Source organism: Pseudomonas sp. NPDC012596 (assembly GCF_042902325.1).
Taxonomy (GTDB): domain Bacteria; phylum Pseudomonadota; class Gammaproteobacteria; order Pseudomonadales; family Pseudomonadaceae; genus Aquipseudomonas.
In genome coordinates this window covers 304,148-328,512 of the sequence record NZ_JBIBEB010000002.1, presented here as the reverse complement: position 1 = coordinate 328,512, position 24,365 = coordinate 304,148, and the positions used below count along the sequence as shown (strand labels likewise).

Here is a 24,365-nt window from a genome sequence, read left to right as displayed (position 1 = left end):
TCAGCGCTGGGCGACCAGCTTCTGGTTGGCGCTGACGAAGTCCAGCGCCTCACCGCCGTGGGCCTTGGCGTACTGTTCGGCCTGGTCCTTGAGCAGGAAGGCGGCCAGCTCGCCATTGCCGTTGCGCACGAACCAGGCCTGGTTGGCCAGCAACTTGATGCCGCTGTCGGCAGCCTGGGCGTAGATGGCGCGGATGTCCTTGCCCTCTTGCTCCAGCTGGGCCAGGGCACGGAGGGCGGCCTCCGGGGATGCGTAGTGGCGCACCTTGTCTTCACCGCGTACCCAAATCTGCGCCAGCCGGCTGAAATCGGTGATCGGTTTGCCGGTCAGCGCATCAACCGCCTTGAGCGGCAGCGGCGCGTAGTTGCCAAGGGCCTCGTCGTAGTCCACACCCGCCTGCTTGAAGGCGGCGCGGATGTACTGGTCATCGATGAACTGCTGGGTGTCGAGCCCGCGGTCGGTCTTTTTCAGCAGCTTGAGGGTGTCGATAGAGGTCGCGACCGCCTTGCGGTATTCAGGCTTCCAGGTCAGGTCGCGGGTCTGCAGGCCGAGTGGGCCGTGGAACAGGTAATTGACCTCGGCTTCGATGCCTGTGACCTTCTCGATCAGCTCGCTGTACTTCTCGGGTTCGGCGGCAATCAGGCGGTCTGCCTCCAGGCTGGCGCGCAGGTAGGCGGTGACCACTTCGGGGTACTGCTTCGCGTAGCCGGCATCGACCAGGGCGCCATGGAAGGTCGGCGCGTTGGCCTGGGCGCCATCGTAGATCTTGCGGGCGAAGCCTCGGTTGGGGAACAGCTCGGCGAACGGCACGAAGTCGGCGTGCGCTTCGATGCGGTTGCTGCGCAGGGCCGACCCTGCAATTTCCGGGGCCTGGGCGATGATCCGCACGTCTTTCTGCGGGTCCCAGCCCTGCGCGGCGACGGCGCGCAGCAGCATGCCGTGAGCGGTGGAGGCGAACGGCACGGAAATGGTCTTGCCCTTGAGCTCGCTCAGCGATTGCACGGCAGAGGCCGCCGGCACGACAATGCCGTTGCCGCTGCCCTGCACGCTGCCCGACAGCACACTGATGAACAGGCTGCGCTTGCCGGCGTCCAGGTGGGCAACACCATTGAACGAGCCGGGGAAGTCGGCCATGGCGCCGAAGTCCAGCTTGCCGGCAACCATCTCGTTGGTCAGCGGCGCGCCACTGGTGAAGTTCTTCCACTCGATCTGGTACTGCGCATCTTTGTACTTGCCGTCATGCGGCAGGTACTTCTCCAGCAGGCCCAGTTCACGAATCAGCAGGCCGCCAGTGGCGCAGTTGATGGTGGTGTCCTGGGTGCCGATGGCGACCCGGATGGTTTCGGCGCTGGCGTTCATGCCAGCGAGCGCCAGCGCGAGGCCGGCCACGGTTGCTACAAGGCGCATGGGTGTTCCCCTCGTATCGTTTCAGGTATTGGAATCGTCTCCGCCACCAGGCTTGGGTGGTGGGCAACGAGGGGCAGTGCAGGAGGGCGTCCGGTGGTTCGCCGGATGGCCTGGGGGTCAGCGCAGCAGGTACGGGATGTCGACTTTCACCGCACCGGTGGGGCAATCCTTCTCGCAGGGCATGCAGTACCAGCATTCGTCGAAGGCCATGTAGGCCTTCTGCGTGGCCGGGTTGATGGCCAGCAGGTCCATGGGGCAGACCTCGACGCACACGGTGCAGCCTTTTTCGGCGATGCATTTGTCTTCGTCGATGGTTACCGGGGCGCTGCTGCGGAAGAAGATCTCTTGCGGCTGGTAGGCCATGTCACGGTTTCCTTGGGGCCTTAATAGGCACCCTTATCTAGAGGTTTCCACATTCCCCTGTGGGAGCTGCGTTGTTCATGCGGCATCGGCCTTGACCCGTAGCCGGTCATAGGCGGTCTGCTCATCGGCATCCAGGGCGATCAAGTAGGGCTCGACGGCTTTCTTGAAGCTGGTCATCTCGCCGTCTTCGCCCTTCTTCAGGTGGCAATGGCAGAACCACTCACCGTCATTACGCTCGGGGAAATCAACCCGGTGGTGGTACAGGCCCCAGCGGCTTTCTTCGCGGAACAGCGAGGCGCGTGCGGCCATTTCGGCACAGTCGCGGATCACCGACACTTCCATCGCGCGCATCAGTTCGTGGGGGTTGTTGGCCTTCATCTGCTCGAGGTCGCGCTCGATCTCGGCAAAGCGCACCAGGCCAATCTCCATCTTCTTGGTCACCTTCGGCGGCTGCAGGTAGTCGTTGACCATGCGCCGCAGCTTGTACTCGACTTGCGCCGGCGGCAGGCCGTGCTCGCGGTGCAACGGCGCGAACACGCGTTCACGCTCGCGCTCGACCTGGGCAATATCCACCTCAGCCAGTTCGCGGCCGGCCACGTAGTGCGCGGCGTTCACCCCGGCAAACCAGCCATAGGTGAACGCGCCAAGCATGTAGTTGTGCGGCACCGCTGCCATGTCGCCTGCGGCGTACAGGCCTTTGACGCTGGTCTCGGCCTTCTCGTTGACCCACACCCCCGAAGCCGAATGCCCGGAGCAGAAGCCGATTTCGGAGATGTGCATCTCGACCATGTGCTGGCGGTAATCGGTGCCGCGCCCGGCATGAAACTGGCCGCGGCTGGGGCGTTCGTTGCTGTGCAGGATCTCCTCGATGTTCTGGATGGTTTCCTCGGCCAGGTGATCGAGCTTGAGAAACACTGGGCCATTGCCACCTTCGAGCTCCTGATGGAACTCCCACATCATCTGCCCGCTCCAGTAGTCGCACTCAATGAAGCGCTCGCCCTTGCTGTTGGCGGTGTACCCGCCCAACGGGCCGGTCACATAGGCACAGGCCGGGCCGTTGTAGTCCTTGATCAGCGGGTTGATCTGGAAGCACTCGAGGTTGGCCAGTTCTGCCCCCGCGTGGTAGGCCATGGCATAGCCGTCGCCGGCATTCGTTGGGTTTTCGTAAGTGCCCATCAGGTAACCCGACGACGGCAGGCCCAGGCGCCCTGCTGCGCCACAGGCGAGGATCACCGCCTTGGCGCGCACCACACGGAACTCGCCGCTGCGGCAATCGAAACCGAGTACACCTGCGGCGGCGCCTTCGCCATCTAGCAGCACACGGGTGCACACCATGCGGTTGCTGATCTCAACCCGGGCGCGCTTGAGCTGGCGGTAGAGCACCTTCTTGATGTCATGGCCTTCGGGCATGGGCAGCACGTAGGCACCCATGTGGTGGACCTTCTTCACCGCGTAGTCGCCGGTCTCGTCCTTCTCGAACTTCACACCCCAGCGGTCGAGCTGCTCGATGGTTTCGAAACTGTGGGTGGCATAGGCGTGCACGGCGGCCTGGTTGACGATGCCGTCATTGGCCACGGTAATTTCCTTGGTGTACTGCTCGGGCGTGGCGTGGCCAGGGACGATCGCGTTGTTCAGGCCGTCCATGCCCATGCTGATGGCACCGCTGCGCTTGACGTTGGCCTTCTCCAGCAGCAGGACGCGCAAGCTTTTGTCCTGCTCCTTGGCCTTGATCGCCGCCATTGGGCCGGCGGTGCCGCCACCAATGATGATGATGTCGTAGTCCTGGGTCTCGATGGTCATGCCTTGCCCCCCTTCTGGCGATCGATGCGCAGGCGGTACTGGAACGCATCGCCGCGGTAATAGAGATGTTCGAAGTCCAGCGGCGTGCCGTCGGCAGCATGGGTAAGGCGCTCGATGCGCATGATCGGCGAGCCCTCTTCCACCTCCAGCGCCTGGGTCAGGTCGCTGTCGGCCAGCACCGCATCGATGGCCAGGTCGGCGTGGCCGAGCGCGATGCCGCAGTCGTTTTCCAGCAGCAGGAAGATGTCACGGGTAACCAGGTCGGCCTTTTCCAGCTTCTCGCCGACGGCCTTGGGCAGCCAGGTGATCTCCAGCGACACCGGCTCGCGGTTGATCAGGCGCACCCGGCGGATCTCGGTGACCAGGCTGCCCTCCTCAACCTGCAGCCGCGTGGCCACCAGCGCGTTGGCCGGCACATGGCGCAAGCTGCGCAGGCGGTTCAACACTTCGTAGCCCATCTGCGTCATCGACTCGGCCAGGCCCTGCAGGGTGCTGACGTTCTGGAACGCCTTGGGTTTGGCAACGAAGGTACCTTTGCCATGTATCTTGAAGATCAGCCCCTCTTTCTGCAGGTCGCCCAGCGCCTGGCGCACGGTGATGCGGCTGACATCGAACGCCTTGCCCAGCTCGCTCTCCGAGGGCATGCGGCTGTGCGGCGCGTAGCTGCCGTCGAGAATGCGCTCGCGCAGCAGCTCCTTGAGCTGGGTATAGAGCGGTACCGGGGACAGGGGAAGCAGTTCGGCCATGGTTCTCTTCACTGATGAGTGACTTGTTATAACAAGTTGTGACCAGAGGATAGCCGGCATAAGAATGGGCGGGGAAATACTGTTATTGCATATGGATAGATGTTTTGGCGGTGCTTGCACCGGGGGAAAAACAGCCACAGATCAAGGCGATGGACGTCGCCGATCGAGATGGGTATCATGCGTGCGCGTTGCACTCGTAGCTCAGCTGGATAGAGTACTGCCCTCCGAAGGCAGGGGTCGTGGGTTCGAATCCCGCCGAGTGCGCCATCTTCAAAAAGCCCTGGGCCCATGCCCGGGGCTTTTTCGTTTGTGCGGCGCATCGCGTTTGTGGCACTCCCGTGCCCTGGGTGATTGGTGTTAGCGTGGGCAGCTTCCCGTTTTCTGGACGGGTCCCCCTAACAATGATTCGCGAAGGAATGCGCGCCCCATGCATTTGAAAAAACTCACCGCCACTACTCTGTTGCTGGCCAGCATCGGCCTGTTCACCCAACCGGCCCAGGCCAACCTCACCCAGCAACAGTCCGCTGCCATCGTCAAAGCCTTCGACGGCGCCGAGCCCAGCGACTTCAAGCAGTTCCTCGGCAAGCTCAAAGGCAGCGAACAGGCCAAGGCCGACAACCTTGGCGCAACCCTCGACGCTTATCTGGCTGGCAAAGCGCTCGACGCCGAGCAGCAGAACGAAATCAACCGCCTGCTCGGCCTTTACACCCGTATCAAATATGGCAAGGCTGCCACGCAAACCCTGCGCGAACTGGTGGCGATTCCCACCTTCAGCGTCGACGGCGTACCCCAGCACGAGAACCCCGAGTTCCTGAAGATCGCCGACAAGATCAAAGCGCTGGCCGAGGGCTTTGGCCTGGCTTTCCGCAACGTCGACAACCGCGTCTACGAGGTCTCGCTAGGTGCCGGCCAGGAAGTGGTCGGCATCCATGCTCACGCCGACGTCGTGCCGGTCAACCCGGACAACTGGAAGCTGGATGATGGCACCCGGCTCGACCCGTTCAAGGTCACACTGGTAGGCGACCGCATGTACGGCCGCGGTACCGAGGACGACAAGAACGGCATCGTCGTTGCGCTGTACGCGCTGAAAGTGGCAAAAGACGAAAACCTGCCGCTGGCCCGGCAGTTCAAGCTGCTGATCGACACCACTGAAGAAACCAGCGGCGACGCCATTCCCTACTACTTCGAACGCAACCCCACGCCCGCCTACAACCTGGCGCTCGATGGCGGCTACCCGGTGGTGATCGCCGAAAAAGGCTACGGCACAGTCATGGCGAGCTTCGCCAAACGCCCGGGCAGCGGCAAGGGCGCAGAGATCGTAAACCTCACCGGCGGCCTGGCGACCAACCAGATCCCGACCACCTCGGTGGCGACCCTGGTCAGCGACAATCCAGCGCAATTGGCCAAGCAGCTTGAAAAAGCCGGTGCCGAATACGTGAAGGCAAACGGCGGCGACTTCAGCATCGCGGCCAAGGTCGATGGCAAGAACGTGCTGCTCACCGTAACCGGCGTCTCGGCCCATTCGTCCGAGCCCGAGTCCGGGGTCAACCCGGTGGCACGCATGCTCGGCTTCATCAACGGCCTGGGCAAGCAGGTGCCGCTCAAGCACAACCACTTCACCGATGCCGCCCGCTACGCCGCAGACAACTGGGGCCTTGATTACCTGGGCAAGAAACTCGGGGTGGATTTCAAGGATGAGTTCATGGGCCCGCTGACCGCATCGCTGACCTTTGTCGGCGTGAACGAAAAAGGCCTGAAGCTGGCAGTCAACCTGCGCATTCCCAAAGGCAAGCCGCTGGCCACGATCAAGGATGAGCTGGCCGACAAGCTGGGTAACTGGACACGCCAGAGCCACACCTCGGTTGCTTTCGACTACAGCCTCGACGAGCCGATGTACCGTAACCCCGAAGGCGAATGGGTCAAGGCCCTGCTCGATGTGGCCAGCGAGAACCTGGGCATGAAACATGAGTTCGGCACCTCCGCCGGCGCCACCTCGGTACATGATTTGCCCAACGGCGTGCAGTTCGGCCTGGCCATGCCAGACGTGAAATACACCGGGCACAACGACAACGAGTTCAAGACCGTGGAGCAGTTCATGTTGGACTTGCAGGTGGTGAGCGAGATGGTCGCCCGGATCGGGCAAATGCCGAAACTTTAAGCTAGCTGTGCCGGCCCCTTCGCGGCTAAAGCCGCTCCCACAGGGTTTTCGCACGCCCTGTGCAAGCGGCTTTAGCCGCGAAGAGGCCGGCAGAGACAATCGTCCATGACGTTTTTCAATCGACTCGATGCCGTTTCCTGCATTGCCGTGCAGGCTGGCGTGCAGGATGCTTTATTTACACAAAGAGCCCGTTTTCTCCACCCGCAGAGGCCTGTATGAAGAACGTCGAACAAATCCTCAAGACCAAGTCCCAGCACCAGACCGTGTACACCATCGGCCCTGATGACTCGGTACTCGACGCCCTGAAAATGCTGGCGGAGAAAAACGTCGGTGCGCTGCCGGTTGTGGAGAACAACCAGGTGGTGGGGATCGTCAGCGAACGAGACTACGCCCGTAAACTGGTACTCAAGGGCCGCTCTTCGGCGGCTACCCCGGTGCGGGAAATCATGAGCGCACCTGTGGTCACGGTGGAACCGAAGCAGAACCTCGAGTACTGCATGAACCTCATGACCAACCGCCACCTGCGCCACCTGCCGGTGGTCAGCAATGGCGAGCTGCTTGGCCTGCTGTCGATTGGCGACCTGGTCAAGGAAACCATCGCCGAACAGGCCAATCTGATTGCGCAGCTGGAGCAATACATCCGCGGCGAATGATCAGCTTCAGTGGTAGGCGCGCTCCAGCTCGTCCAGCTGATGGTCGAAGCTGCGCAGGCGCGCCGACCAGGTGTACACCAGCACTTCCAGGTCTCGATTGAGCACCGCCGTGTTGCCATGGCCATTGCTTGAGGGTTCGCACAGGTCCAGTTGGTAGCGCTCACGCGCCATGGCCGTGGCCACGCTGGACAGGTCGCGGGCGTTGGCCAGCCAGTGGTGATGGTGGTCGTGAATCTCGCGGTCGAGCACCCGGCACTGGCGTTTCAACGCATCCAGGCTCTGCTCCAGCGGCGTGCCCTTGAGCTCGCCCATCACCTCCTCGAAGGTGCGCCCGGAGTGCCAGTAGCTGCCCCAGAAATAGCGGTCGAACACCGTCTCGACCCGGCGCAGCGCAACCTTGGTGTTCCAGATGGTGAGCAACGTTCGCCCCTGGATCACTTCGCGCTTGTTCAGGTGCAGTTGTTGCCAGGCAATCCAGGTCAGCGCCAGCAATGCGACTGCCGCGGTGACCGCGGCAGCGGCATACAGGAACTGCACCGCCTGGTTCATCTGGTGCGTATGGCGGATACCGTAGAAGTAACCAGCCGTCAGCGTGCCCAGGATCGTCACGGAGCACCAGAAACCTGGTGCGTAGGGATCTTTCATGGCGCCTATCCCCTTATTGTTTTCCTGAGCATAGCAACGGCCAATCAGTCGTCAGGTGCCGCTCGGCGCTTTATTTTCGGGGGCGGCGCAATGCTTCGTTGAGTTGATCGAAGGGCACCGCCCAATCGGAATCCTCAATGATGCTTTCCTTGAGAAAAGCCCGCTGGGAGTCGGTCCAGAACGGCGCATCCACCAGCTTGATTTCGTTTTTCAACGGGGAATGACTGGTGATGAACTGATCGATGCTCTGGGGATCATCGGGTAGGCCCAGTTGTTTGAACAGGTCGGAAAAGTGATGGGTAGGTGCTTCCATGAATCCTCCTCTGTACCGGGCGAGCCGTCCACGACGCCAGCCCGGCATTGGTTTGAGAACATCAGCACAGCTCGCGTACTTCGGCTTGAGGTACCAGTTTCAGGTACTGCTCCATGCTCATGTGGATAAGGTGATCGTGATCACCTGCCTCCAGGTAGACATCGCCCTGGCGGGTAAGACTCGAATCGAGCAGCATCTTTATCTGGTAAGCATCACCCATTGCAGGGATGGCGCCACGTTCGCAATCGCCGAACAGGCTCGGCAGGCCGCTTTCGCGGGTGAGTTGCCAGGCGCCGGACATGCGTACCTTGCTCATGTCCAGGTGCCGATTGGCCGGCAGTACCGCCATTATGTAGTTGCCATGGCGGTCGTCGAGCATGACCGACTTGGCGACCCGCTCGGCGGGTACCCCAGCGGTGCGCGCCGACTCGAGGCTGGTTGCCGAGTGCGGGTGGGGAATGATGTCGTAATCGCAGTTGGCCTGGTCCAGGCGCTGCTGCAGGGTCTTGGCCATACGCATGATGCACCTCCGGTTTAGCCCCCCTCTCCAATTTTAGGCCGTGCCCGGGCAGGCATGACTAAACTTGAGGTATAGAGGCTAACCAGGTGACGACAGGTGATCGCTCGCTGCTGGCGCTGGTGGTTGCTGGTGCTGATGCTCGGCCTCGCCCCGGGCGGCCAGGCCGCGCCTGGGGCCGTCTGGGTGCTGAGCATCGACGATGCCATCGGCCCTGCCAGTGCCGACTACGTGCTGCGTGGCCTGGACCAGGCCCGGGATCAGGGCGCTCAACTGGTGGTGATCCGCATGGACACCCCCGGCGGCCTGGACAGCGCCATGCGCCAGATCATCAAGGCGATCCTCGCCAGCCCCGTGCCGGTTGCCAGTTTCGTTGCCCCTGGCGGCGCACGGGCCGCCAGCGCCGGCACTTACATCCTCTACGCCAGCCACGTGGCAGCCATGGCGCCCGGCACCAACCTGGGCGCAGCCACACCAGTACAGATTGGCGGCACACCGGGCGCGCCCAAGGATGACAAGGCCGAAGCGGACAGCGATGAGGCTACCCTCGCTCGCAAACAGGTCAACGATGCCGCCGCGTATATCCGGGGCCTGGCGCAGTTGCGCGGGCGTAATGCCGACTGGGCGGAAAAAGCCGTGCGCGAGGCCGTAAGCCTGTCGGCCAGCGAGGCGCTCAAGCAGAAGGTGATCGACCTGGTGGCCAACGACGTGCCAGACCTGCTGCGCCAGCTCGACGGCAAGACCCTGATCGCCGCTGACCAGCCGCGCCTGCTGCAAACCCGCGACGCCAGCGTGGTCGAGCACCTGCCCGACTGGCGCACGCGCCTGCTGGCGGTGATCACCAACCCCAGCGTGGCGCTGATTCTGATCATGATCGGCGTCTATGGGCTGCTGTTCGAGTTCATGAACCCTGGCTCGAGCGTCGGCGGCGTGGTCGGCGGCATCTGCCTGCTGCTGGCGCTGTACGCCCTGCAGCTGCTGCCGGTGAGCATCGCCGGCTTGGCGCTGATCCTGCTCGGTATCGTCTTCATGATCGCCGAGGCGTTTCTACCCAGTTTTGGCGTGGTCGGCTTTGGCGGCATCGTGGCGTTCGTGGTAGGCGCAGTGATCCTGATGGACACCGACGCCCCCGGCTTCGGCATCCCACTGGCACTGATTGGCAGCCTGGCTCTGCTCTCGGCACTGCTGATCGGCGGCGTGCTGGGCATGGCGCTGAAGACGCGCAGGCGTGCACTGGTCAGCCCCGACGCTGGCCTGGTCGGCAGCCTGGTCAGCGTTACCCAGGTGGTGGCAGACAACCCGTTCTGCGGTTCGGTACAGGCCCAGGGCGAACAATGGCAGGTCCAGTGCACCACGCCGCTGCAGCTCGGCCAGCACGTGCGGGTGACCGCACGCCACGGCGTGACGCTGGAAGTCAGCGCTGCCGCCCCTTCCGCGCAAGGAGAATGACGATGTTCATGCAATTGGGTTTCGGCGCCTTGCTCATGCTGCTGGGCGTGTTGCTGCTGTCGGCATTTCGCATCCTGCGGGAGTACGAGCGCGGCGTGGTGTTCCAGTTAGGGCGTTTCTGGCAGGTGAAGGGGCCGGGGCTGATCCTGCTGATCCCGGTGATTCAACAGATGGTCAGGGTCGACTTGCGTACCGTGGTGCTGGATGTGCCGCCGCAAGATGTGATCACCCGCGACAACGTGTCAGTGAAGGTCAATGCGGTGCTGTACTTTCGCGTGCTCGACCCGCAGAAGGCGATCATCCAGGTCGAGGACTTTCTGGTCGCTACCAGCCAGCTCGCCCAGACCACCCTGCGTGCGGTGTTGGGTAAGCATGAGCTGGACGAACTGCTGGCCGAGCGGGAACAGCTGAACCTGGATATCCGCCAGGTACTGGACGCGCAGACCGATGCCTGGGGCATCAAGGTTGCCAATGTCGAGATCAAGCACGTCGACCTCAACGAATCGATGGTCCGCGCCATTGCCCGCCAGGCCGAGGCCGAACGTGAACGCCGGGCAAAGGTGATTCACGCCGAGGGCGAATTGCAGGCATCGGAGAAGTTGATGCAGGCCGCGCAGATGCTCAGCAAGGAGCCAGGGGCCATGCAGTTGCGTTACATGCAGACGCTGGGGTCTATTGCTGGCGACAAGAGCTCGACCATCGTGTTTCCAATGCCGCTGGATTTGCTCAAGGGGATGATGGAAAGGCCGAAATGACAGGGGCCTCATCGAGGCCCCTGCAATCCATCAGATCGGCGCGCGGCGAAGCGTTGCCAGGAACGTCGCCGCACCAATGAACAGGCCGGCAAAGGTACGGTTCAGGCGCTTCTGCTGCTTGGGCGTACGCAGCAGGCGCAGCACCCGAGAAGCCAGGCCGGTGTAACCCGCCATCACCAGCAGGTCGACGCTGATCATGGTCACGGTAATCGCGACATACTGCGGCAACAGCGGCGCATGCGGGTTGATGAACTGCGGCAGCACCGCCAGCATGAACACCAATGCTTTAGGGTTGCTGACGTTGACCAGGAAACCACGGAACACCAGGCTAAGCGGTTTGCCGATGGGGCGCACGCCGGATTCTTCGGTCATGTCCATCGGCAACGCACGCCATTGCTTGTAGGCGAGGTACACCAGGTAGGCGACACCAAACCACTTGATGAGGGTGAAGGCAGTAGCGGAAGCCGCGAGGATGGCGCCGACACCGGCGGCGATGATGGCGATCTGCACGATCAGGCCGATCTGCAGGCCTAGTGCGTTCCAGTAACCGCGCCAGAAACCATATTGCAGGCCGCTGGACATCGAGGCGATTGCCCCGGCCCCTGGTGAAAGGCTGATCACCCAACACGCGGCAAAGAAGCCTAACCACACTTCCATCGACATCACACACCTCGCTCGAACATATGTTGCAAAACGTTAAGCTAAAGTGTTGGCGAAAAAATGACCAGCAAATTCTGTGGGATTTTTGTTGCCACGCCAGCGCCCTCGCGGGGCAACCCCGCTCCCACAAAAGCACAGTGATGTGGGAGCGGGCTTGCCCCGCTAAGGCGCCGGCACTGGCGACATCAAATCAGGACAGTGCTTCCAGCTCGGCCTGCATGCTTTCCAACGTCTCCAGCGCCTCCATCCAGCCCTCTTCAAGCTCGCCTTCGCGCTGCTTGAGCTTGGTCTGGCGTGCCAGCAGATCGCGCAGTTCGTCCTTACGCGCCGCGTCATACAGGCCGCTGTCGCCCAATGCGGTTTCGATCTCGGCCAGTTGCGCATGCACCTGATTGAGCTCGGCCTCGAGCTTGTCGGCAGCCTTCTTGTGCGGAGCCAGTTGCTGGCGCAGGGCTGCTGCGGCCTGGCGCTGGGCCTTCTTGTCGGTCTTGTCCGGGTTGACCGGCGCGTTGCTCACCGGCGCGCTGCGCTGGCGGTACTCGACAAGCCAGCGACTGTAGTCGTCCAGGTCGCCATCGAAGGTGTCGACCTTGCCGTCGGCCACCAGCAGGAAATCGTCGGTAGTGCTCTTGAGCAAGTGACGGTCGTGGGAAACCACCACCACTGCCCCGGCAAACTCCTGCAATGCCATGGTTAGCGCCAGGCGCATTTCCAGGTCAAGGTGGTTGGTCGGCTCGTCGAGCAGCAACAGGTTCGGCCGTTCCCAGGCGATCAAGGCCAGGGCCAGGCGGGCCTTTTCACCCCCCGAGAAGTTCACCACCGGCTCGTCGACGCGGTCGCCATGGAAGTCGAACCCGCCCAGGAAGTCGCGCAGGGTTTGCTCGCGCTCGTTCGGCGCAATGCGCTGCAGGTGCAACAGCGGGCTGGCCTTGTCATCCAGCGAGTCGAGCTGGTGCTGGGCGAAATAGCCAACGGCCAGGTTCTCACCCAGCACCAGGCGGCCCGACAGCGGCTCGAGCTCACCCGCGAGGTTCTTGATCAGGGTCGACTTGCCGGCGCCGTTGGGGCCGAGCAGGCCGATCCGCGCACCGGGCACCAGCTGCAGCTTGACCTTGTCGAGGATGGCTTTGTCGCCATAGCCGAGACGGCCCTCGGACAAGCTCAGCAGCGGGCTGGAGATTTTATGCGACTCGCGGAAGACGAAGTCGAACGGCGAATCGACATGCGCCGCCGACAGCTCTTCCATGCGCTCCAGGGCCTTGATCCGGCTCTGCGCCTGGCGGGCCTTGGTGGCCTGGGCCTTGAAGCGGGCAATGTACTTTTCCATGTGCGCGCGCTGGGCCTGCTGCTTCTCATAGGCCTGCTGCTGCTGCGCCAGGCGCTCTGCGCGGGTGCGTTCGAAGGCGGTGTAGCCGCCTTTGTACAGGTTGAGCTTGCGCTGCTCGACATGCAGCACATGGTCGACCACGGCATCGAGGAAATCGCGGTCGTGGGAAATCAGCAACAACGTGCCTTGGTAGCTTTTGAGCCATTCTTCGAGCCACAGGATCGCATCGAGGTCCAGGTGGTTGGTCGGCTCGTCGAGTAGCAACAGGTCGGACGGGCACATCAGCGCCTGGGCCAGGTTCAGGCGCATCCGCCAGCCACCGGAGAAATCGCCGACGCGGCGGTCCATCTGCTCGTTGGTGAAACCAAGGCCGGCCAGCAATTTGCGCGCGCGGGCATCGGCGGTATAGCCGTCGGCGCTTTCAAGCTCACTGTGCAGGCGTGCCAAGGCAGTGCCGTCGTGCGCGGTCTCGGCCACGGCCAGCTCGGCCTGGACCTTGCGCAGGCGCGCGTCGCCATCCAGCACATAGTCCACCGCCAGGCGGTCGAGCGTGTCGACCTCCTGCCGCATGTGGGCAATGCGCCAGTCACCGGGCAGTTGGCAGTCGCCGGAGTCGGGCGACAGCTCACCGCGCAACAACGCGAAGAGGCTGGATTTTCCGGCGCCATTGGCGCCGATCAGGCCGGCCTTGTGACCGGCGTGCAGGGTCATCTCGGCGCCTTCTAGCAAGCGCTGCGGACCACGCTGTAAAGTGAGGTTGGATAGTCTGATCATGATGGTCGCGGAGTCTACCAGCTTCCTCGACCCGGAGCGTGAGTGGAATGATGCACACCGACCTGTGGAATCACGCCCTGGCCCTGTATGCCAGGCCGGGCGTTGAAGAGGCCTGCCTGAGCGTGCAAGCGCTGGGCGGCGATGTTTGCCTGCTGCTGTGTGCAACGTGGCTGCAAGGGCGTGGGGTTGCGCTGGATGCCGAGCGCGCGCAGGCTTTGCGCGCAATCGCGAAGCCTTGGCAAACCCAGGTGGTAACGCCGCTACGCGACCTGCGTCGGCAATGGCGCACTGCGGCGCAGCAAGACCCACACCTGGCGGCATTGCGTGAACAGGTGAAAGGCCTGGAACTGCAAGCGGAGAAAGAGTTGCTGCAACGGCTTGAAGCCTGTGCACAGCAATGGCCTGCAGGCGCGCGCGAGCCCGCAGATGATTGGCTGGCCTGGCTGGCGCCCGACCAGGCCTGTGGCCACGACGCGCTAGAACGGATGCGCGCCGCGGCCGCAGCGCTTCAGGAAGCCGAAGACGGCGACTGAGCTGGAGCGCTGGCCGGTGCTGCGGGTGCCGAAGTAGCAGGACCTGCAGAGTTGGTCACGGCTGCACCGGTGGCTGGCGCGGCCGGCTTGGTTTCAGCTGGCTTGCTGGCGACCGGCTTGGCGGCGGCTGGCTTGGCGGCGGCTGGCTTGGCAGCAGGTTTGGCTGGCGCCTTGGCCGGAGCCTTGGCCGGAGCCTTGGCGGCAGGCTTTGCAGCAGCTGGCTTGGCGGCGGTTGCTTTAGCCGGTTCTTTGGCGGCGGCCGGTTTGGCAGCAGGCTTGGCGGCGGCTTTGGCCGGAGCTTTGGCAGTAGCAGCTTTGGCAGGGGCTTTGGCAGGGGCTTTGGCAGCGGCTGGCTTGGCTGCAGCAGCTTTGGCAGGGGCTTTGGCAGCAGCGGGTTTAGCCGCAGCAGTTCTTGCCGGGGCTTTGGCAGCAGCAGGCTTAGCCGCAGCAGTTCTCGCCGGGGCCTTGGCAGCAGCAGGCTTAGGCGCAGCAGTTCTTGCCGGGGCCTTGGCAGCAGCAGGCTTAGGCGCAGCAGTTCTTGCCGGGGCCTTGCCAGCGGCTGGTTTGGCAGCGGCGGCTTTGGCGGGCGTTTTGGCCGTAGCTGGCTTGACGGCAGCGCTGCGGCCTGGAGCTTTGGCAGCAGCGGCCTTCGCCGGCGCCTTGACGGCAGGTTTTGCGGCTGGCTTCGCAGCAGATTTGACCGCGGTCCTGGCAGGCGCTTTTGCGGCAGCCGGCTTGGCCGATTTGGCCGTCACCGCACGCTGGTCCAATGCCTTGCCAGCTGCCTCGCGTACTTTGCCAACGCCCTGTGCCAGTTTCAGGCTTTCCTGAGCATCGCGTTTGAGTTGCTGGATATAGGTGCGGGTTTGCGTCTGGCGCTCTTTGAGCGAGTCCAGCAGCGACTCAAGTTCACCAATCGCTTTCTGTGCTTTACCTTGTGCCTTGGCTTTGCCTGCCTTGGCCGCGTCCTGCAACTTCAGGCGACCGTTGTGCAGTTTTTCCTGGGCCTTGCCACGCTGCTTTTCCAACTTGGCCAGCAGTTTTTCCGCATCAGCCAGCGCTTGCGAGCAGGCATCTTCCAAGTGTTCGAGCAGGCTGCCCGAAAGTTGCTGGAGCAGGTGTAACGGCGTACTTACTGGCTTCTTCTTGGCCGACATGGTTTACCTCCTGGCTGACGAGATTGCGGCTCATACTATGCTTCTGCTGCTACCGCCGCTAGGGCATGTTGACAGTCTCATTAGCGCCGCGTTGCATGCCTGGGCAAAGTTGTTATCTTGCAGCTCCGTGCAAGTGTAGTTGCTTAACAAATCGTTGCCGATATTTAGGTAAATCACGCCAGCAAGGCTGGCATACTTCGCAGCTATTGAGTTCGGAGTTGAGCATGCCTCGTTATCTTGTTTTCGGCTTATGCCTGGTGGTTCCCTTCGCGCAGGCCGCCGCCGAACCGTCCCCCGCCAATGATCATGACCTGGCCTACAGCCTTGGCGCCAGCCTGGGTGAGCGCCTGCGCGAGGAGGTGCCGGGGTTGCGGCTGGACGCGCTGGTCGAAGGCCTACGCCAGGCTTATCAGAACGAGCCCTTGAAGCTCGATAAAGCGCGCATGCAGGCCATTCTCCAGCAGCACGACGAGCAGGCGAGCAGTGCCGCCGAGCAAGCCGAAGTGGCAAAACTGCAGGCCGTCGAAACGCGCTTCATGGCCAACGAACGGGCACGCGCCGGCGTGCACGAGCTGCCTGAAGGCGTGCTTTACAGTGAACTGAAAAGTGGTAGCGGTGCGCAGCCCAAAGCCAATGGCAAGGTACAGGTGCGCTATGTGGGCAAGTTGCCGGACGGCTCGGTGTTCGACCAGAACCAGCAACCCCAGTGGTTCAACCTGGAGTCGGTGATTGAGGGTTGGCAAGTGGCGCTGCCGCACATGAAGGCAGGGTCGAAATGGCGCCTGGTGATTCCGTCTGCACAGGCCTACGGAGCCGAGGGCGCAGGTGACCTGATAGCGCCCTACACGCCACTGGTGTTCGAGATAGAACTGCTGGCGGTCGGCGACTGACGCCGACCCTCAGGCCTCGACCGCGCCTTCTTCCTTGTGCGCGGTATGCAGCACCTCGATCAGGCAGTCCTCGAGCTCGAAGCGCTCGTGCAGCAGGCTACCCAGCTTGCCCAGCTTTTCGGCAAAGCGTTCGGTGTCGGTGCATTCGCCTTTTTCGCAGTGGTCATTGAAGGCCAGTGCAATCTGGGTAATGTCGTTGATCCGTGGGTTGATTTCTTCGGCCAGCTTCAGCGCCTTTTCGTCACCGAATGCCTTGGCCTCGGTGACCAGTTGCTCGCTGACTTCAAAGTGCCAGGCCGACACGTAGTCGACCAGCACCGCGCAGAAATCGCGGTTCTTGTCCTTGTCCGCAAATGCCGGTTTGGCATCGCGCAAGGCACGAAAAGCCTGGACCAGCTCCTCTCGCTCCTTGAGCCAGCGGTCGATCAGCTTGTGAACCCCACCCCAGCGTTCCTGGGCGTTCTGACAACTATCGAGCATGGCGATCTCTTCCCTTCTGGGTAGATGCCGCTGCACCTCGCACCACGACCGTGCGGCACAAAGGTGACATCAGCAGGACGGCATCGAGCAGTTGTGTTTTCGGTATGCGTGCTGGGAGATTATTCCCGCACGTGCTGCCCATCAAGGTACGCAGCAGACAAAGTTCATACAAGTGTTTAATACCCTTACCCGCCACCGCCGGTCGTGCTATCGCTCGGCGCTTGCGCTGGGTCAAGCATTGGCCAGTGTGCGGAAACGATACGCCAGTAGGCAGGTCAAGGGCAGCGCTGCCAGCAGCAGGAACGCCAGGAGGCTCCATTCGGGCAACGTCAGGTCGAGGAAGCTCCAGGTCAGCGAGGCGCAATCCGGGCTCCCCAGTAACAGCTGATGGGCAGCCTCACCCCAAGAACGCTCCATTAACTGCCGGATCGTTGCAGGGCACGCATGGCCTGTGCCACCCGCGCCCTGTAACCAGACATGCCGCGCAGCCAGCAGAGCCCCGGCTGCCGAACACCCGAGCGCCGCCCGGGCGTACTGACGAATACCGTAAATGCCCGGCTTATGCGCTACCGCACACAGGCAGATCACGGCATGCATGCCCAACACGAAGCGCTGGCTGAAGCACAGCGGGCACGGTATCAGCCCTAAGGTGGTTTCCAGGTAGAAGGACACGACCAGCACCGCCAAGGAGGCAAGGCAGGCAGGTAGAAAAAATGTGCGTAGTCGGGCCGGCAACATGAGAGGTGGTGGTCCCGGGCAATTGAAGTGGTTTGAAACGGTAGAGGAAAGATGGCCTTTGTTTCAAGGCGCGACAGGGACGAGAAGTCACTGAGAGGCAGGAGAATTATCTATCTGTGCAGTAGGAAATTTCTTAAGGAGGACAACGCAGAACAGACATGAGCGGCTGGATAAATCGACAACACCATGAGCCCGCCGCTTGTGCGGGCTCATGGGTCGGTCAGGCGCGCACGCCTTCAGGCAACGGCAGCGCCAACAATCGTTCATCCAGCAGGCCAAGGCCCTCCTGGAATAGTTGGTTACTGCGCTCGATCTCGCCCAGGCCAGCCAGCAGCCGTGCCAGCTCGGCACAGGTTTCGGGGTTGCGTTCCATACGCAGGCTGCTTTCCAGATAGTCTCGCGCCTTGCCCCACAGGCGGTTCTGCAGGCTCAGGCGGCCAAGGGTAAGCAGCAGGCTCGGGTCCTGGGGATGAGCCTTGAGCCAGCCTTCGGCCGTTTGCAACTGGCGCGCCGGGTCGTCACCACGCACCAGGCCATACAAACGTGCCAGGTGGCTTTCGTACTCACGCTTGAGGGCAGTGCGCAGCACCTGCTCGGCTTCACCCTGGGCCCCCACCTGGCGCAACTGCTCGGCATAGGCCAGCACCAGCCGCGGTTCCTGACGCTGGGCGGCAGTCAGCTGTTGCCAGGCCCGCTCAAGTGCCTGGCGGGCGCTCTGCTGATCATCCCCACGGGTGGCGGCGAGCCCCAGGTTCTGGCCCCACGCCCGCTGCTCCAGCGCGGCGAGCTCTTCGGCCGGTAGCACCTTGCCCTTGCGCAGGTCTGGCAACAGGCGAATCAACGCCGACCAGTCGCCCCGCTCCAGGTACAGGCGCTGCAACAGGCGCAACACCTGGTTGTTGTGCGGGTGCCGCTCCTGCATGGCCAGCAAGGTTTCCAGTGCAGCATCGCTTTCGCCACGGTCCATCTGCAGCTGCGCATGGGTCAGGGCGATGGCCAGCTCGGCCTGAGGCTGGCGCTCCAGGGCGCGTTCCAGCAGGTGGTCGCTGTCTTCCTTGCGGCCCTGCTCATTGGCAGCACGGGCGGCGCCGAGGTAATACAACAGCGGCTGGCGCTCCGCCTCGGCAGCGCGGTGCAGGTGGCGCTGGGCGCTGGCCCAACGGCCTTCTGCGAGGTCCAGCTGGCCTTGCTCGATGGCAATGCGAATACGGCGGCTGCGGTTACGTCGCGACCACGGGTTGACCACACCACTGGAGGTCAGCACCAGCCCGACCAGGTAACGCAGCAGCAACAGCAGTACAACCACGGCAACCAGCGCCGCAAGCGCCGCCCATAGCCCTGACTGATAGCGGAAGCTGCCATACGAGATCAACACGTAGCCACTGTGCTTGGCCACGGCGATGCCCAGTGCCGCAGCAATCACGATTGCCAGCACGGCCAGCAGGTAGACGCGCTTCATGGTTTGCCCCCTTCACCGTCGGCAGGCAGGTGGCGTCGCTGGATATAGGTCTGCACCGCAGCCAGGCTTTCACTCAAGTCCGGGGTAACCACCGAGACCGGCTGCTCGGCCAGCGCGTTGAGGCTGTCGAGCATGGCTTTGCTCTGCGGGTTGTCCGCGTTGAAGTTGGCCAGCAGCACGCTGCGCGCATCATCCAGGGCCTGGGTATAAACCTTGGCCTCACCGTTGAGCGCTGCCCACTGGGCTTGCTCGATGGTCAGGCTCAGAGCCAGGCGCAGTTGGTTGAGTGACTGGCCCGCCAGCAATGGCCGCACGTTGTCGTCGGCATTGAAATCGACCTGGAAGTACTTGGAGATCTCTGCCCACCATTGCGACAGCCGGCTGGCGCCATCGCCATCGGCGGTCAGGGCGCCGAGCGCATCGGCATTGCTGTCGAATTCCGGCGACTGGGCGCTGAGTTGCTGCACCAGTTCACGCTGGGCCGCCAGCTTGAGGAACAAGCCGGTACGGTCCGGTTGCTGGGTGCTGTTGAGCGTTGCCAGGCTGCGCGACAATTGCTCGCGGGCGGCAAACGAGCCTGGGTCGCTCTGCTCGCGCAGAATCTCGTCGGCGCCTTCGACCAGGGCCTTGGCGCTGGTGATGTCCTGCAACGCTGACAGCCGCAGGGTGGCCAGGCGCAGCAAGTGCTCGGCCTCTGCCAGGCGCCACTCCTTGCGGCTTTCGCCGAGCACGGTTTCCACCCGCTGGCTGAGGCGCTGCTGATCACCTTGCAGCTGCGCCACCAGGCGGCGGCGGTCTTCCAGCTCGCTGGCGGCCGGCAGGCTGGCCAACTGGGCGCTGATCTGTTGCTCGCGCTGCTGCAAGGCGGCGGCACGCTGGTTCAGCGCTTCAAGGTGCTCGCCCTGGCTCAATTCACTGCCTTGCAGATGACGCACCTGCCAGACTCCCCACCCGCCCACGGCGACCCCGGCCGCGCCCACCAACAGCGCCAGCAAGGCAAGGCCAGTGCCGGAACGTTTGGCGGGTGGTGGGGTGACGGGTTGCGCCGGCTCCTGGGCCGACGGCTGATCATTGTGGGACAAGACAGTTTCGCTCACGTATCCATCCTTTGCATGGGGGCGCATCGCTCTGAGCTTAGCGCCTTAAGAGGCAGGTGCAGCGCTGCGCTGCACGGCTGCCAGCAAGGCCGCGGCACTCGCGCCACGGCAATCCACAACCTGTTGGGCCCCTGCGGCCCTGGCCTGTTCGGCTACCCGTGGGCTTGGCACGAACAACGGCAGGCGCGCTACGCGCGGCCAGTCGGCAGCGGCCAGCTGCTGCAAGTGTTCAAGACCCTGCCCACTGCTGACCACCAGGCCGTTGAGGCGTTCCGCTTGAATGCGGTGCATCAACGTACCCGCCGGGTACGCCGGCAGGCAGCGACGATACAGTTCCAGATAATCGACACTAGCACCTTGCTCTGCAAGACGCTCGGCCAGCAGTTCGCGACCTCCCACGCCACGAACGATCATCACGCGTGCCCCTGCAGGTGCGATCGCCTCGCGCAGGGCGGGGAGCGCGAGCAATGCCTCGCTATCGTCGCCTTGCGCAGGGCAGCTCACCTTCAGGGCGGCCGACCGGAGCACCGCCGCCGTCGCCTCACCTACGGTGAACCAGCCTGTTGCCGGGGGCTGCACGCCTGCTTGCTGAAGGTGTTCGAGCAGCAACCTGGCCGCCGGCTTGCTGACCACGATCACAGCCTGGCACTGCGCCAATGCCGCAAGCCGCTGGTGGTGCTCGGCGCCTAGCTGTACCGGATCGATCGCCAGCAAGGGCAGGCAGCTGCTGGCCACGCCGGCAACTGCAAGGCTCTGCGCCAGTGCCGCGCAGTCTTCTTCAGGCCGGGTCAGCAGCAGGCGCCAGGGACTCACGGGTGCCCGGCCTCGCCGTAAACTTCCTTGAGGATGGCTTCGGCACCTTGCCGCAGCAGGTCTTCTGCGACCTGCACACCCAAGGCTTCGGCGGACGAACGAGGCGCACGGGCATCAGCCACCAGCAGCGTACCGCCGCTGGGCTGGCCAACCAGGCCACGCAGCCACAATTGCTCGCCTTCAAGCACGGCGTAACACGCGATCGGCACCTGGCAACCACCATTCAGACGCTTGTTCAGGGCTCGTTCGGCCACCACGCGGTCGGCAGTGTCGAGATGGTGCAAGGGCGCCAGCAGTGCGTGGATCTCGGTGTCTGCACTGCGGCACTCGATGCCTACCGCGCCCTGGCCACCGGCCGGCAGGCTATCGTCGACGCTGATGCTGGAGGTGATGCGGCCCTCGAAGCCCAACCGGATCAACCCAGCCGCGGCGAGAATGATGGCGTCGTATTCACCGGCATCAAGCTTGGCCAGGCGCGTGTTGACGTTACCACGCAGGAAGCGGATGTGAAGGTCAGGGCGGCGTGCCAACAGCTGGGCCTGACGGCGCAGGCTGGAAGTACCTACGATGCTGCCGGCGGGCAGTGCTTCGAGGCTGGAGAAATGGTTTGATACGAACGCATCACGCGGGTCTTCGCGCTCGCAGATGCAGTACAGGCCCAGGCCTTCGGGGAAGTCCATGGGAACATCCTTCATCGAATGCACGGCGATGTCGGCTTCATTTTCCAGCAGGGCGGTTTCCAGCTCCTTGACGAACAAGCCCTTGCCACCAATCTTGGCCAGTGGCGCGTCGAGCAGCTTGTCACCGCGGCTGACCATGGGCACCAGGGTCACCAACAAACCAGGGTGCGCCTGTTCAAGGCGGGCTTTGACGTATTCGGCCTGCCACAGGGCCAAGGCACTTTTACGGGTGGCAATGCGGATTTCGCGAGTGGACATGGAACGCCCCGATGCTTAGGAATACCGCCGATGATAACAGCTCCGTCGGTACCGCTAGCAGATGAGGGCATCATCCAGTTCTGCCTGTTGTGCCCCCATCACCGACAAGCCGGCGATGAGGGCCGCAGCGCTCAGAGCGTCTGCATCATCTTGCGCACGCCAGCCACATGCCGCCGGCTGACCGTCAAGGCATCACCGTCCAGGCCTTTGAGGAACAGCTGGAAATGCCCCAGCGGCGTGCGCTGCAGGCGTTCGATGCGCTCGCGGGCTACCAGGGCGTTGCGGTGGATTCGCACGAAGCGTTCGCCGAACTCGTCTTCCAAGGCCTTGAGCGGCTCATCCAGCAGCACTTCACCGGCTTCGTGGCGCAACGTCACATACTTGTGGTCAGCAATGAAATAGATGACCTGGGGCAAGGGGATCAGCTCGATGCCCTTGCGCGTACGCGCACTGATATGGCTGCGCGGGCCGCCGCCTTCACTGCCCGGCCGAGTCAGCGCCGCCAGCTGCCCGCGGTTGGGTTTCTCGGCCTTGCGCAGGGCATCGCGCAGGGTTTGTGGCTGGATCGGCTTGGTCACATGGCTGAGGGTGCTGTCCTTGAAAGCCTCGGGGCCGTATTCGTCGTCGCCTGTACAAAACACCACCGACGGTGGCGCCTCGCGCTCGCACAGGCGAGCCGCGACCTGAAGGCCATCGAGGCCCGGCATGCCGATGTCCAGCAGGACCACATCGGGCTTGAGGCTTTCGATCAGAGCCAGGGCCTCCTCGCCGTTGGTGGCGCTGGGCTCCAGCACGGTGTACCCCTCCAGTTCCCCGAATAGCCGCGTGAGGCGTTCACGGGCTTGGGGTTCGTCATCAACGATCAGGACATTCATAATTGCTCTGGATTCCTGAGTGAGTCTCGCACAGGTATAGCGTAGACAGATGCAGGTCGAGCGACACTGCGGTCACGCTCTAGACCGATACGAAGGCCAAAGATTCACTGAGCCAGCAGATTCACTGCCAGTCCTTTGTCCAACTGTAGACGGTCCGTGGAACACTGCCGTTCAATCGTTGAATATCGTTTGCACCTGCCCCGCGCTGAGTTTTCTGGCTGTTTCTGTCGACCGGCGTCCTTCGGCGACACGCTCAACCCTGCTATTATCGGCGCCACTTTTTCGTTCACGCCTTCAACGAGTGAATCCATGAGCACCGACAAGACCAATCAGTCCTGGGGCGGCCGCTTCAGTGAACCCGTCGACGCCTTCGTCGCCCGCTTCACCGCCTCGGTCGATTTCGACAAGCGCCTGTACCGCCACGACATCATGGGTTCGATCGCCCACGCCACCATGCTGGCGCAGGTTGGCGTACTCAGCGACGCCGAGCGCGACACCATCATCGATGGCCTGACCACCATCCAGGGTGAAATCGAAGCGGGCAATTTCGAATGGCGCGTCGACCTCGAAGACGTACACATGAACATCGAGGCGCGCCTGACCGACCGCATCGGCATCACCGGCAAAAAATTGCACACCGGGCGTAGCCGTAACGACCAGGTCGCCACCGACATCCGCCTGTGGCTGCGCGACGAGATCGACCTGATCCTGGCCGAGATCACCCGCCTGCAGCAGGGCCTGCTGGAGCAGGCCGAGCGTGAGGCCGAGACCATCATGCCGGGCTTCACCCACCTGCAGACCGCCCAGCCGGTCACCTTCGGCCACCACCTGCTGGCCTGGTTCGAAATGCTCAGCCGCGACTACGAGCGCCTGGTCGACTGCCGCAAGCGCGCCAACCGCATGCCCCTGGGCAGCGCCGCACTGGCCGGTACCACGTACCCGATCGACCGCGAGCTGACCTGCAAGCTGCTGGGCTTCGAAGCCGTGGCCGGCAACTCGTTGGACGGCGTTTCGGACCGTGACTTCGCCATCGAATTCTGCGCGGCCGCCAGCGTGGCGATGATGCACCTGTCGCGCTTCTCCGAAGAACTGGTGCTGTGGACCAGCGCACAGTTCCAGTTCATCGACCTGCCCGACCGGTTCTGCACCGGCAGCTCGATCATGCCGCAGAAGAAGAACCCGGACGTGCCAGAACTGGTGCGTGGCAAGACCGGCCGCGTGTTCGGCGCCCTGACCGGCCTGTTGACCCTGATGAAAGGCCAGCCGCTGGCCTACAACAAGGACAACCAGGAAGACAAGGAGCCGCTGTTCGACGCGGCCGACACCCTGCGCGACTCGCTGCGTGCCTTCGCCGACATGATCCCGGCCATCAAGCCCAAGCACGCGATCATGCGCGAAGCGGCCCTGCGCGGCTTCTCCACTGCCACCGACCTTGCCGATTACCTGGTGCGCCGCGGCCTGCCATTCCGTGACTGCCACGAAATCGTCGGCCACGCCGTGAAGTACGGCGTCGACAGCGGCAAGGACCTGGCCGAGATGAGCCTGGAAGAACTGCGCCAGTTCAGCGACCAGATCGAGCAGGACGTGTTCGCCGTGTTGACGCTGGAAGGCTCGGTGAATGCCCGTAACCACATTGGTGGTACTGCACCTGCCCAGGTGCGCGCTGCCGTTGTGCGCGGCAAAGCACTGCTGGCTTCGCGCTAAGCGCCATTGCGAGGGCTTCGCCCTCGATCGCCGGCAAGCCGGCTCCCACAATGACCGCGCCGCTCTCAAGCGGTGCGCAATCCCTGTGGGAGCCGGCTTGCCGGCGATTGGGCT

Annotated in this window: 24 protein-coding genes and 1 tRNA gene; 8 read left to right on the top strand and 17 right to left on the bottom strand. The window is 63.2% G+C overall.

Annotated features, from left to right (window positions below):
• The 4 genes from ACFY68_RS04055 to ACFY68_RS04040 all read right to left on the bottom strand — a co-directional run bounded on the left by ACFY68_RS04055 (position 1) and on the right by ACFY68_RS04040 (position 4,316).
• Positions 1 to 1,407 carry an ABC transporter substrate-binding protein gene (locus ACFY68_RS04055; protein ID WP_387523503.1) on the bottom strand — a complete coding sequence of 469 codons (1,407 nt, stop codon included), beginning with the start codon at positions 1,405 to 1,407 and terminating at the stop codon, positions 1 to 3.
• A 117-nt stretch (positions 1,408 to 1,524) separates the two neighbouring features.
• Positions 1,525 to 1,770: a ferredoxin family protein gene (locus ACFY68_RS04050; RefSeq protein WP_008096634.1), complete on the bottom strand. Its 246-nt coding sequence runs from the start codon at positions 1,768 to 1,770 to the stop codon at positions 1,525 to 1,527.
• A gap of 75 nt (positions 1,771 to 1,845) precedes the next feature.
• The gene (locus ACFY68_RS04045) at positions 1,846 to 3,570 is read right to left on the bottom strand and encodes a fumarate reductase/succinate dehydrogenase flavoprotein subunit (protein ID WP_387523498.1); all 1,725 of its coding nucleotides are present in this window, start codon (positions 3,568 to 3,570) and stop codon (positions 1,846 to 1,848) included.
• Positions 3,567 to 4,316, bottom strand: a complete 750-nt coding sequence (locus ACFY68_RS04040) for a GntR family transcriptional regulator (RefSeq protein WP_387523495.1) — start codon at positions 4,314 to 4,316, stop codon at positions 3,567 to 3,569. Before ACFY68_RS04040 ends, ACFY68_RS04045 begins: the two co-directional genes overlap by 4 nt.
• 190 nt (positions 4,317 to 4,506) lie before the next feature.
• Between ACFY68_RS04040 and ACFY68_RS04035 the strand changes: the two genes are divergently transcribed.
• The 3 genes from ACFY68_RS04035 to ACFY68_RS04025 all read left to right on the top strand — a co-directional run bounded on the left by ACFY68_RS04035 (position 4,507) and on the right by ACFY68_RS04025 (position 7,127).
• Positions 4,507 to 4,583 (top strand) — tRNA-Arg (locus tag ACFY68_RS04035).
• A gap of 160 nt (positions 4,584 to 4,743) precedes the next feature.
• The gene (locus tag ACFY68_RS04030; protein WP_387523492.1) at positions 4,744 to 6,474 is read left to right on the top strand and encodes a dipeptidase; all 1,731 of its coding nucleotides are present in this window, start codon (positions 4,744 to 4,746) and stop codon (positions 6,472 to 6,474) included.
• 215 nt (positions 6,475 to 6,689) lie between these two features.
• A complete protein-coding gene (locus tag ACFY68_RS04025) occupies positions 6,690 to 7,127 on the top strand; it encodes a CBS domain-containing protein (protein WP_346612572.1) in 438 nt (145 codons plus the stop codon).
• Between the two features lie 6 nt (positions 7,128 to 7,133).
• Here ACFY68_RS04025 and ACFY68_RS04020 read toward each other — a convergent pair whose 3' ends face one another.
• From ACFY68_RS04020 to ACFY68_RS04010, 3 genes are all read right to left on the bottom strand, one after another.
• The gene (locus ACFY68_RS04020) at positions 7,134 to 7,772 is read right to left on the bottom strand and encodes an NADH:ubiquinone oxidoreductase subunit N (RefSeq protein ID WP_387523489.1); all 639 of its coding nucleotides are present in this window, start codon (positions 7,770 to 7,772) and stop codon (positions 7,134 to 7,136) included.
• Positions 7,773 to 7,842: 70 nt separating this feature from the next.
• A complete protein-coding gene (locus ACFY68_RS04015; RefSeq protein WP_346612574.1) occupies positions 7,843 to 8,085 on the bottom strand; it encodes a DUF2789 domain-containing protein in 243 nt (80 codons plus the stop codon).
• Positions 8,086 to 8,146: 61 nt separating this feature from the next.
• Entirely contained in the window at positions 8,147 to 8,605 is a 459-nt protein-coding gene (locus tag ACFY68_RS04010; RefSeq protein ID WP_039601719.1) for an aminoacyl-tRNA deacylase, read from the bottom strand.
• Positions 8,606 to 8,701: 96 nt separating this feature from the next.
• On the opposite strand from ACFY68_RS04010, the gene ACFY68_RS04005 reads away from it, so the two are divergent.
• Together ACFY68_RS04005 and ACFY68_RS04000 are read left to right on the top strand one after the other, a co-directional pair.
• Positions 8,702 to 10,051: a nodulation protein NfeD gene (locus ACFY68_RS04005; protein ID WP_387523485.1), complete on the top strand. Its 1,350-nt coding sequence runs from the start codon at positions 8,702 to 8,704 to the stop codon at positions 10,049 to 10,051.
• Positions 10,052 to 10,053: 2 nt separating this feature from the next.
• Positions 10,054 to 10,806: a slipin family protein gene (locus ACFY68_RS04000; RefSeq protein WP_346612576.1), complete on the top strand. Its 753-nt coding sequence runs from the start codon at positions 10,054 to 10,056 to the stop codon at positions 10,804 to 10,806.
• 30 nt (positions 10,807 to 10,836) lie between these two features.
• On the opposite strand, the gene ACFY68_RS03995 is transcribed toward ACFY68_RS04000, so the two are convergent.
• Positions 10,837 to 11,469 carry a LysE family transporter gene (locus ACFY68_RS03995; RefSeq protein WP_346612577.1) on the bottom strand — a complete coding sequence of 211 codons (633 nt, stop codon included), beginning with the start codon at positions 11,467 to 11,469 and terminating at the stop codon, positions 10,837 to 10,839.
• Between the two features lie 187 nt (positions 11,470 to 11,656).
• A complete protein-coding gene (locus tag ACFY68_RS03990; protein ID WP_387523482.1) occupies positions 11,657 to 13,567 on the bottom strand; it encodes an ATP-binding cassette domain-containing protein in 1,911 nt (636 codons plus the stop codon).
• Between the two features lie 50 nt (positions 13,568 to 13,617).
• Here ACFY68_RS03990 and ACFY68_RS03985 point away from each other — a divergent pair, with 50 nt between their 5' ends.
• A complete protein-coding gene (locus tag ACFY68_RS03985; RefSeq protein ID WP_387523805.1) occupies positions 13,618 to 14,100 on the top strand; it encodes a TIGR02444 family protein in 483 nt (160 codons plus the stop codon).
• Here the strand turns inward: ACFY68_RS03985 and ACFY68_RS03980 are convergent.
• A complete protein-coding gene (locus tag ACFY68_RS03980) occupies positions 14,076 to 15,257 on the bottom strand; it encodes an AlgP family protein (RefSeq protein WP_387523480.1) in 1,182 nt (393 codons plus the stop codon). The two genes, ACFY68_RS03985 and ACFY68_RS03980, sit on opposite strands and share 25 nt — an antisense overlap.
• A gap of 224 nt (positions 15,258 to 15,481) precedes the next feature.
• Between ACFY68_RS03980 and ACFY68_RS03975 the strand changes: the two genes are divergently transcribed.
• Positions 15,482 to 16,147: an FKBP-type peptidyl-prolyl cis-trans isomerase gene (locus tag ACFY68_RS03975; RefSeq protein WP_387523477.1), complete on the top strand. Its 666-nt coding sequence runs from the start codon at positions 15,482 to 15,484 to the stop codon at positions 16,145 to 16,147.
• Positions 16,148 to 16,156: 9 nt separating this feature from the next.
• Here the strand turns inward: ACFY68_RS03975 and rsd are convergent, their stop codons facing one another.
• From rsd to ACFY68_RS03940, 7 genes are all read right to left on the bottom strand, one after another.
• Positions 16,157 to 16,627, bottom strand: a complete 471-nt coding sequence (gene rsd / locus ACFY68_RS03970) for a sigma D regulator (protein ID WP_346612581.1) — start codon at positions 16,625 to 16,627, stop codon at positions 16,157 to 16,159.
• 231 nt (positions 16,628 to 16,858) lie between these two features.
• Entirely contained in the window at positions 16,859 to 17,365 is a 507-nt protein-coding gene (locus tag ACFY68_RS03965; RefSeq protein ID WP_387523474.1) for a disulfide bond formation protein B, read from the bottom strand.
• A gap of 220 nt (positions 17,366 to 17,585) precedes the next feature.
• Complete coding sequence (locus tag ACFY68_RS03960) at positions 17,586 to 18,824, bottom strand: heme biosynthesis HemY N-terminal domain-containing protein (protein ID WP_387523471.1); 1,239 nt, start codon at positions 18,822 to 18,824, stop codon at positions 17,586 to 17,588.
• Positions 18,821 to 19,921, bottom strand: coding sequence for a uroporphyrinogen-III C-methyltransferase (locus tag ACFY68_RS03955; RefSeq protein WP_387523468.1), 1,101 nt, complete (start codon positions 19,919 to 19,921; stop codon positions 18,821 to 18,823). Before ACFY68_RS03955 ends, ACFY68_RS03960 begins: the two co-directional genes overlap by 4 nt.
• Positions 19,922 to 19,966: 45 nt before the next feature.
• Entirely contained in the window at positions 19,967 to 20,734 is a 768-nt protein-coding gene (locus ACFY68_RS03950) for a uroporphyrinogen-III synthase (RefSeq protein ID WP_387523465.1), read from the bottom strand.
• Positions 20,731 to 21,672, bottom strand: a complete 942-nt coding sequence (hemC, locus tag ACFY68_RS03945) for a hydroxymethylbilane synthase (RefSeq protein ID WP_387523462.1) — start codon at positions 21,670 to 21,672, stop codon at positions 20,731 to 20,733. The genes ACFY68_RS03950 and hemC overlap by 4 nt, the downstream gene beginning before the upstream one ends.
• Positions 21,673 to 21,803: 131 nt before the next feature.
• Positions 21,804 to 22,547 (bottom strand): LytR/AlgR family response regulator transcription factor, encoded by a 744-nt coding sequence (locus ACFY68_RS03940; RefSeq protein ID WP_387523459.1) that lies wholly within the window; start codon positions 22,545 to 22,547, stop codon positions 21,804 to 21,806.
• A 309-nt stretch (positions 22,548 to 22,856) separates the two neighbouring features.
• Here ACFY68_RS03940 and argH point away from each other — a divergent pair, with 309 nt between their 5' ends.
• On the top strand, positions 22,857 to 24,251 hold the full coding sequence (gene argH, locus ACFY68_RS03935) for an argininosuccinate lyase (protein WP_387523456.1): 1,395 nt from the start codon (positions 22,857 to 22,859) through the stop codon (positions 24,249 to 24,251).
• Positions 24,252 to 24,365: the final 114 nt, after the last annotated feature.

Bases quoted from the DNA above. Each gene is read 5' to 3' on its own strand.
- ACFY68_RS04055 (WP_387523503.1), bottom strand. From the start codon at position 1,407: ATGCGCCTTGTAGCAACCGTGGCCGGCCTCGCGCTGGCGCTCGCTGGC.
- ACFY68_RS04050 (WP_008096634.1), bottom strand. From the start codon at position 1,770: ATGGCCTACCAGCCGCAAGAGATCTTCTTCCGCAGCAGCGCCCCGGTA.
- ACFY68_RS04045 (WP_387523498.1), bottom strand. From the start codon at position 3,570: ATGACCATCGAGACCCAGGACTACGACATCATCATCATTGGTGGCGGC.
- ACFY68_RS04040 (WP_387523495.1), bottom strand. From the start codon at position 4,316: ATGGCCGAACTGCTTCCCCTGTCCCCGGTACCGCTCTATACCCAGCTC.
- ACFY68_RS04030 (WP_387523492.1), top strand. From the start codon at position 4,744: ATGCATTTGAAAAAACTCACCGCCACTACTCTGTTGCTGGCCAGCATC.
- ACFY68_RS04025 (WP_346612572.1), top strand. From the start codon at position 6,690: ATGAAGAACGTCGAACAAATCCTCAAGACCAAGTCCCAGCACCAGACC.
- ACFY68_RS04020 (WP_387523489.1), bottom strand. From the start codon at position 7,772: ATGAAAGATCCCTACGCACCAGGTTTCTGGTGCTCCGTGACGATCCTG.
- ACFY68_RS04015 (WP_346612574.1), bottom strand. From the start codon at position 8,085: ATGGAAGCACCTACCCATCACTTTTCCGACCTGTTCAAACAACTGGGC.
- ACFY68_RS04010 (WP_039601719.1), bottom strand. From the start codon at position 8,605: ATGCGTATGGCCAAGACCCTGCAGCAGCGCCTGGACCAGGCCAACTGC.
- ACFY68_RS04000 (WP_346612576.1), top strand. From the start codon at position 10,054: ATGTTCATGCAATTGGGTTTCGGCGCCTTGCTCATGCTGCTGGGCGTG.
- ACFY68_RS03995 (WP_346612577.1), bottom strand. From the start codon at position 11,469: ATGTCGATGGAAGTGTGGTTAGGCTTCTTTGCCGCGTGTTGGGTGATC.
- ACFY68_RS03990 (WP_387523482.1), bottom strand. From the start codon at position 13,567: ATGATCAGACTATCCAACCTCACTTTACAGCGTGGTCCGCAGCGCTTG.
- ACFY68_RS03985 (WP_387523805.1), top strand. From the start codon at position 13,618: ATGCACACCGACCTGTGGAATCACGCCCTGGCCCTGTATGCCAGGCCG.
- ACFY68_RS03980 (WP_387523480.1), bottom strand. From the start codon at position 15,257: ATGTCGGCCAAGAAGAAGCCAGTAAGTACGCCGTTACACCTGCTCCAG.
- ACFY68_RS03975 (WP_387523477.1), top strand. From the start codon at position 15,482: ATGCCTCGTTATCTTGTTTTCGGCTTATGCCTGGTGGTTCCCTTCGCG.
- rsd (WP_346612581.1), bottom strand. From the start codon at position 16,627: ATGCTCGATAGTTGTCAGAACGCCCAGGAACGCTGGGGTGGGGTTCAC.
- ACFY68_RS03965 (WP_387523474.1), bottom strand. From the start codon at position 17,365: ATGTTGCCGGCCCGACTACGCACATTTTTTCTACCTGCCTGCCTTGCC.
- ACFY68_RS03960 (WP_387523471.1), bottom strand. From the start codon at position 18,824: ATGAAGCGCGTCTACCTGCTGGCCGTGCTGGCAATCGTGATTGCTGCG.
- hemC (WP_387523462.1), bottom strand. From the start codon at position 21,672: ATGTCCACTCGCGAAATCCGCATTGCCACCCGTAAAAGTGCCTTGGCC.
- ACFY68_RS03940 (WP_387523459.1), bottom strand. From the start codon at position 22,547: ATGAATGTCCTGATCGTTGATGACGAACCCCAAGCCCGTGAACGCCTC.
- argH (WP_387523456.1), top strand. From the start codon at position 22,857: ATGAGCACCGACAAGACCAATCAGTCCTGGGGCGGCCGCTTCAGTGAA.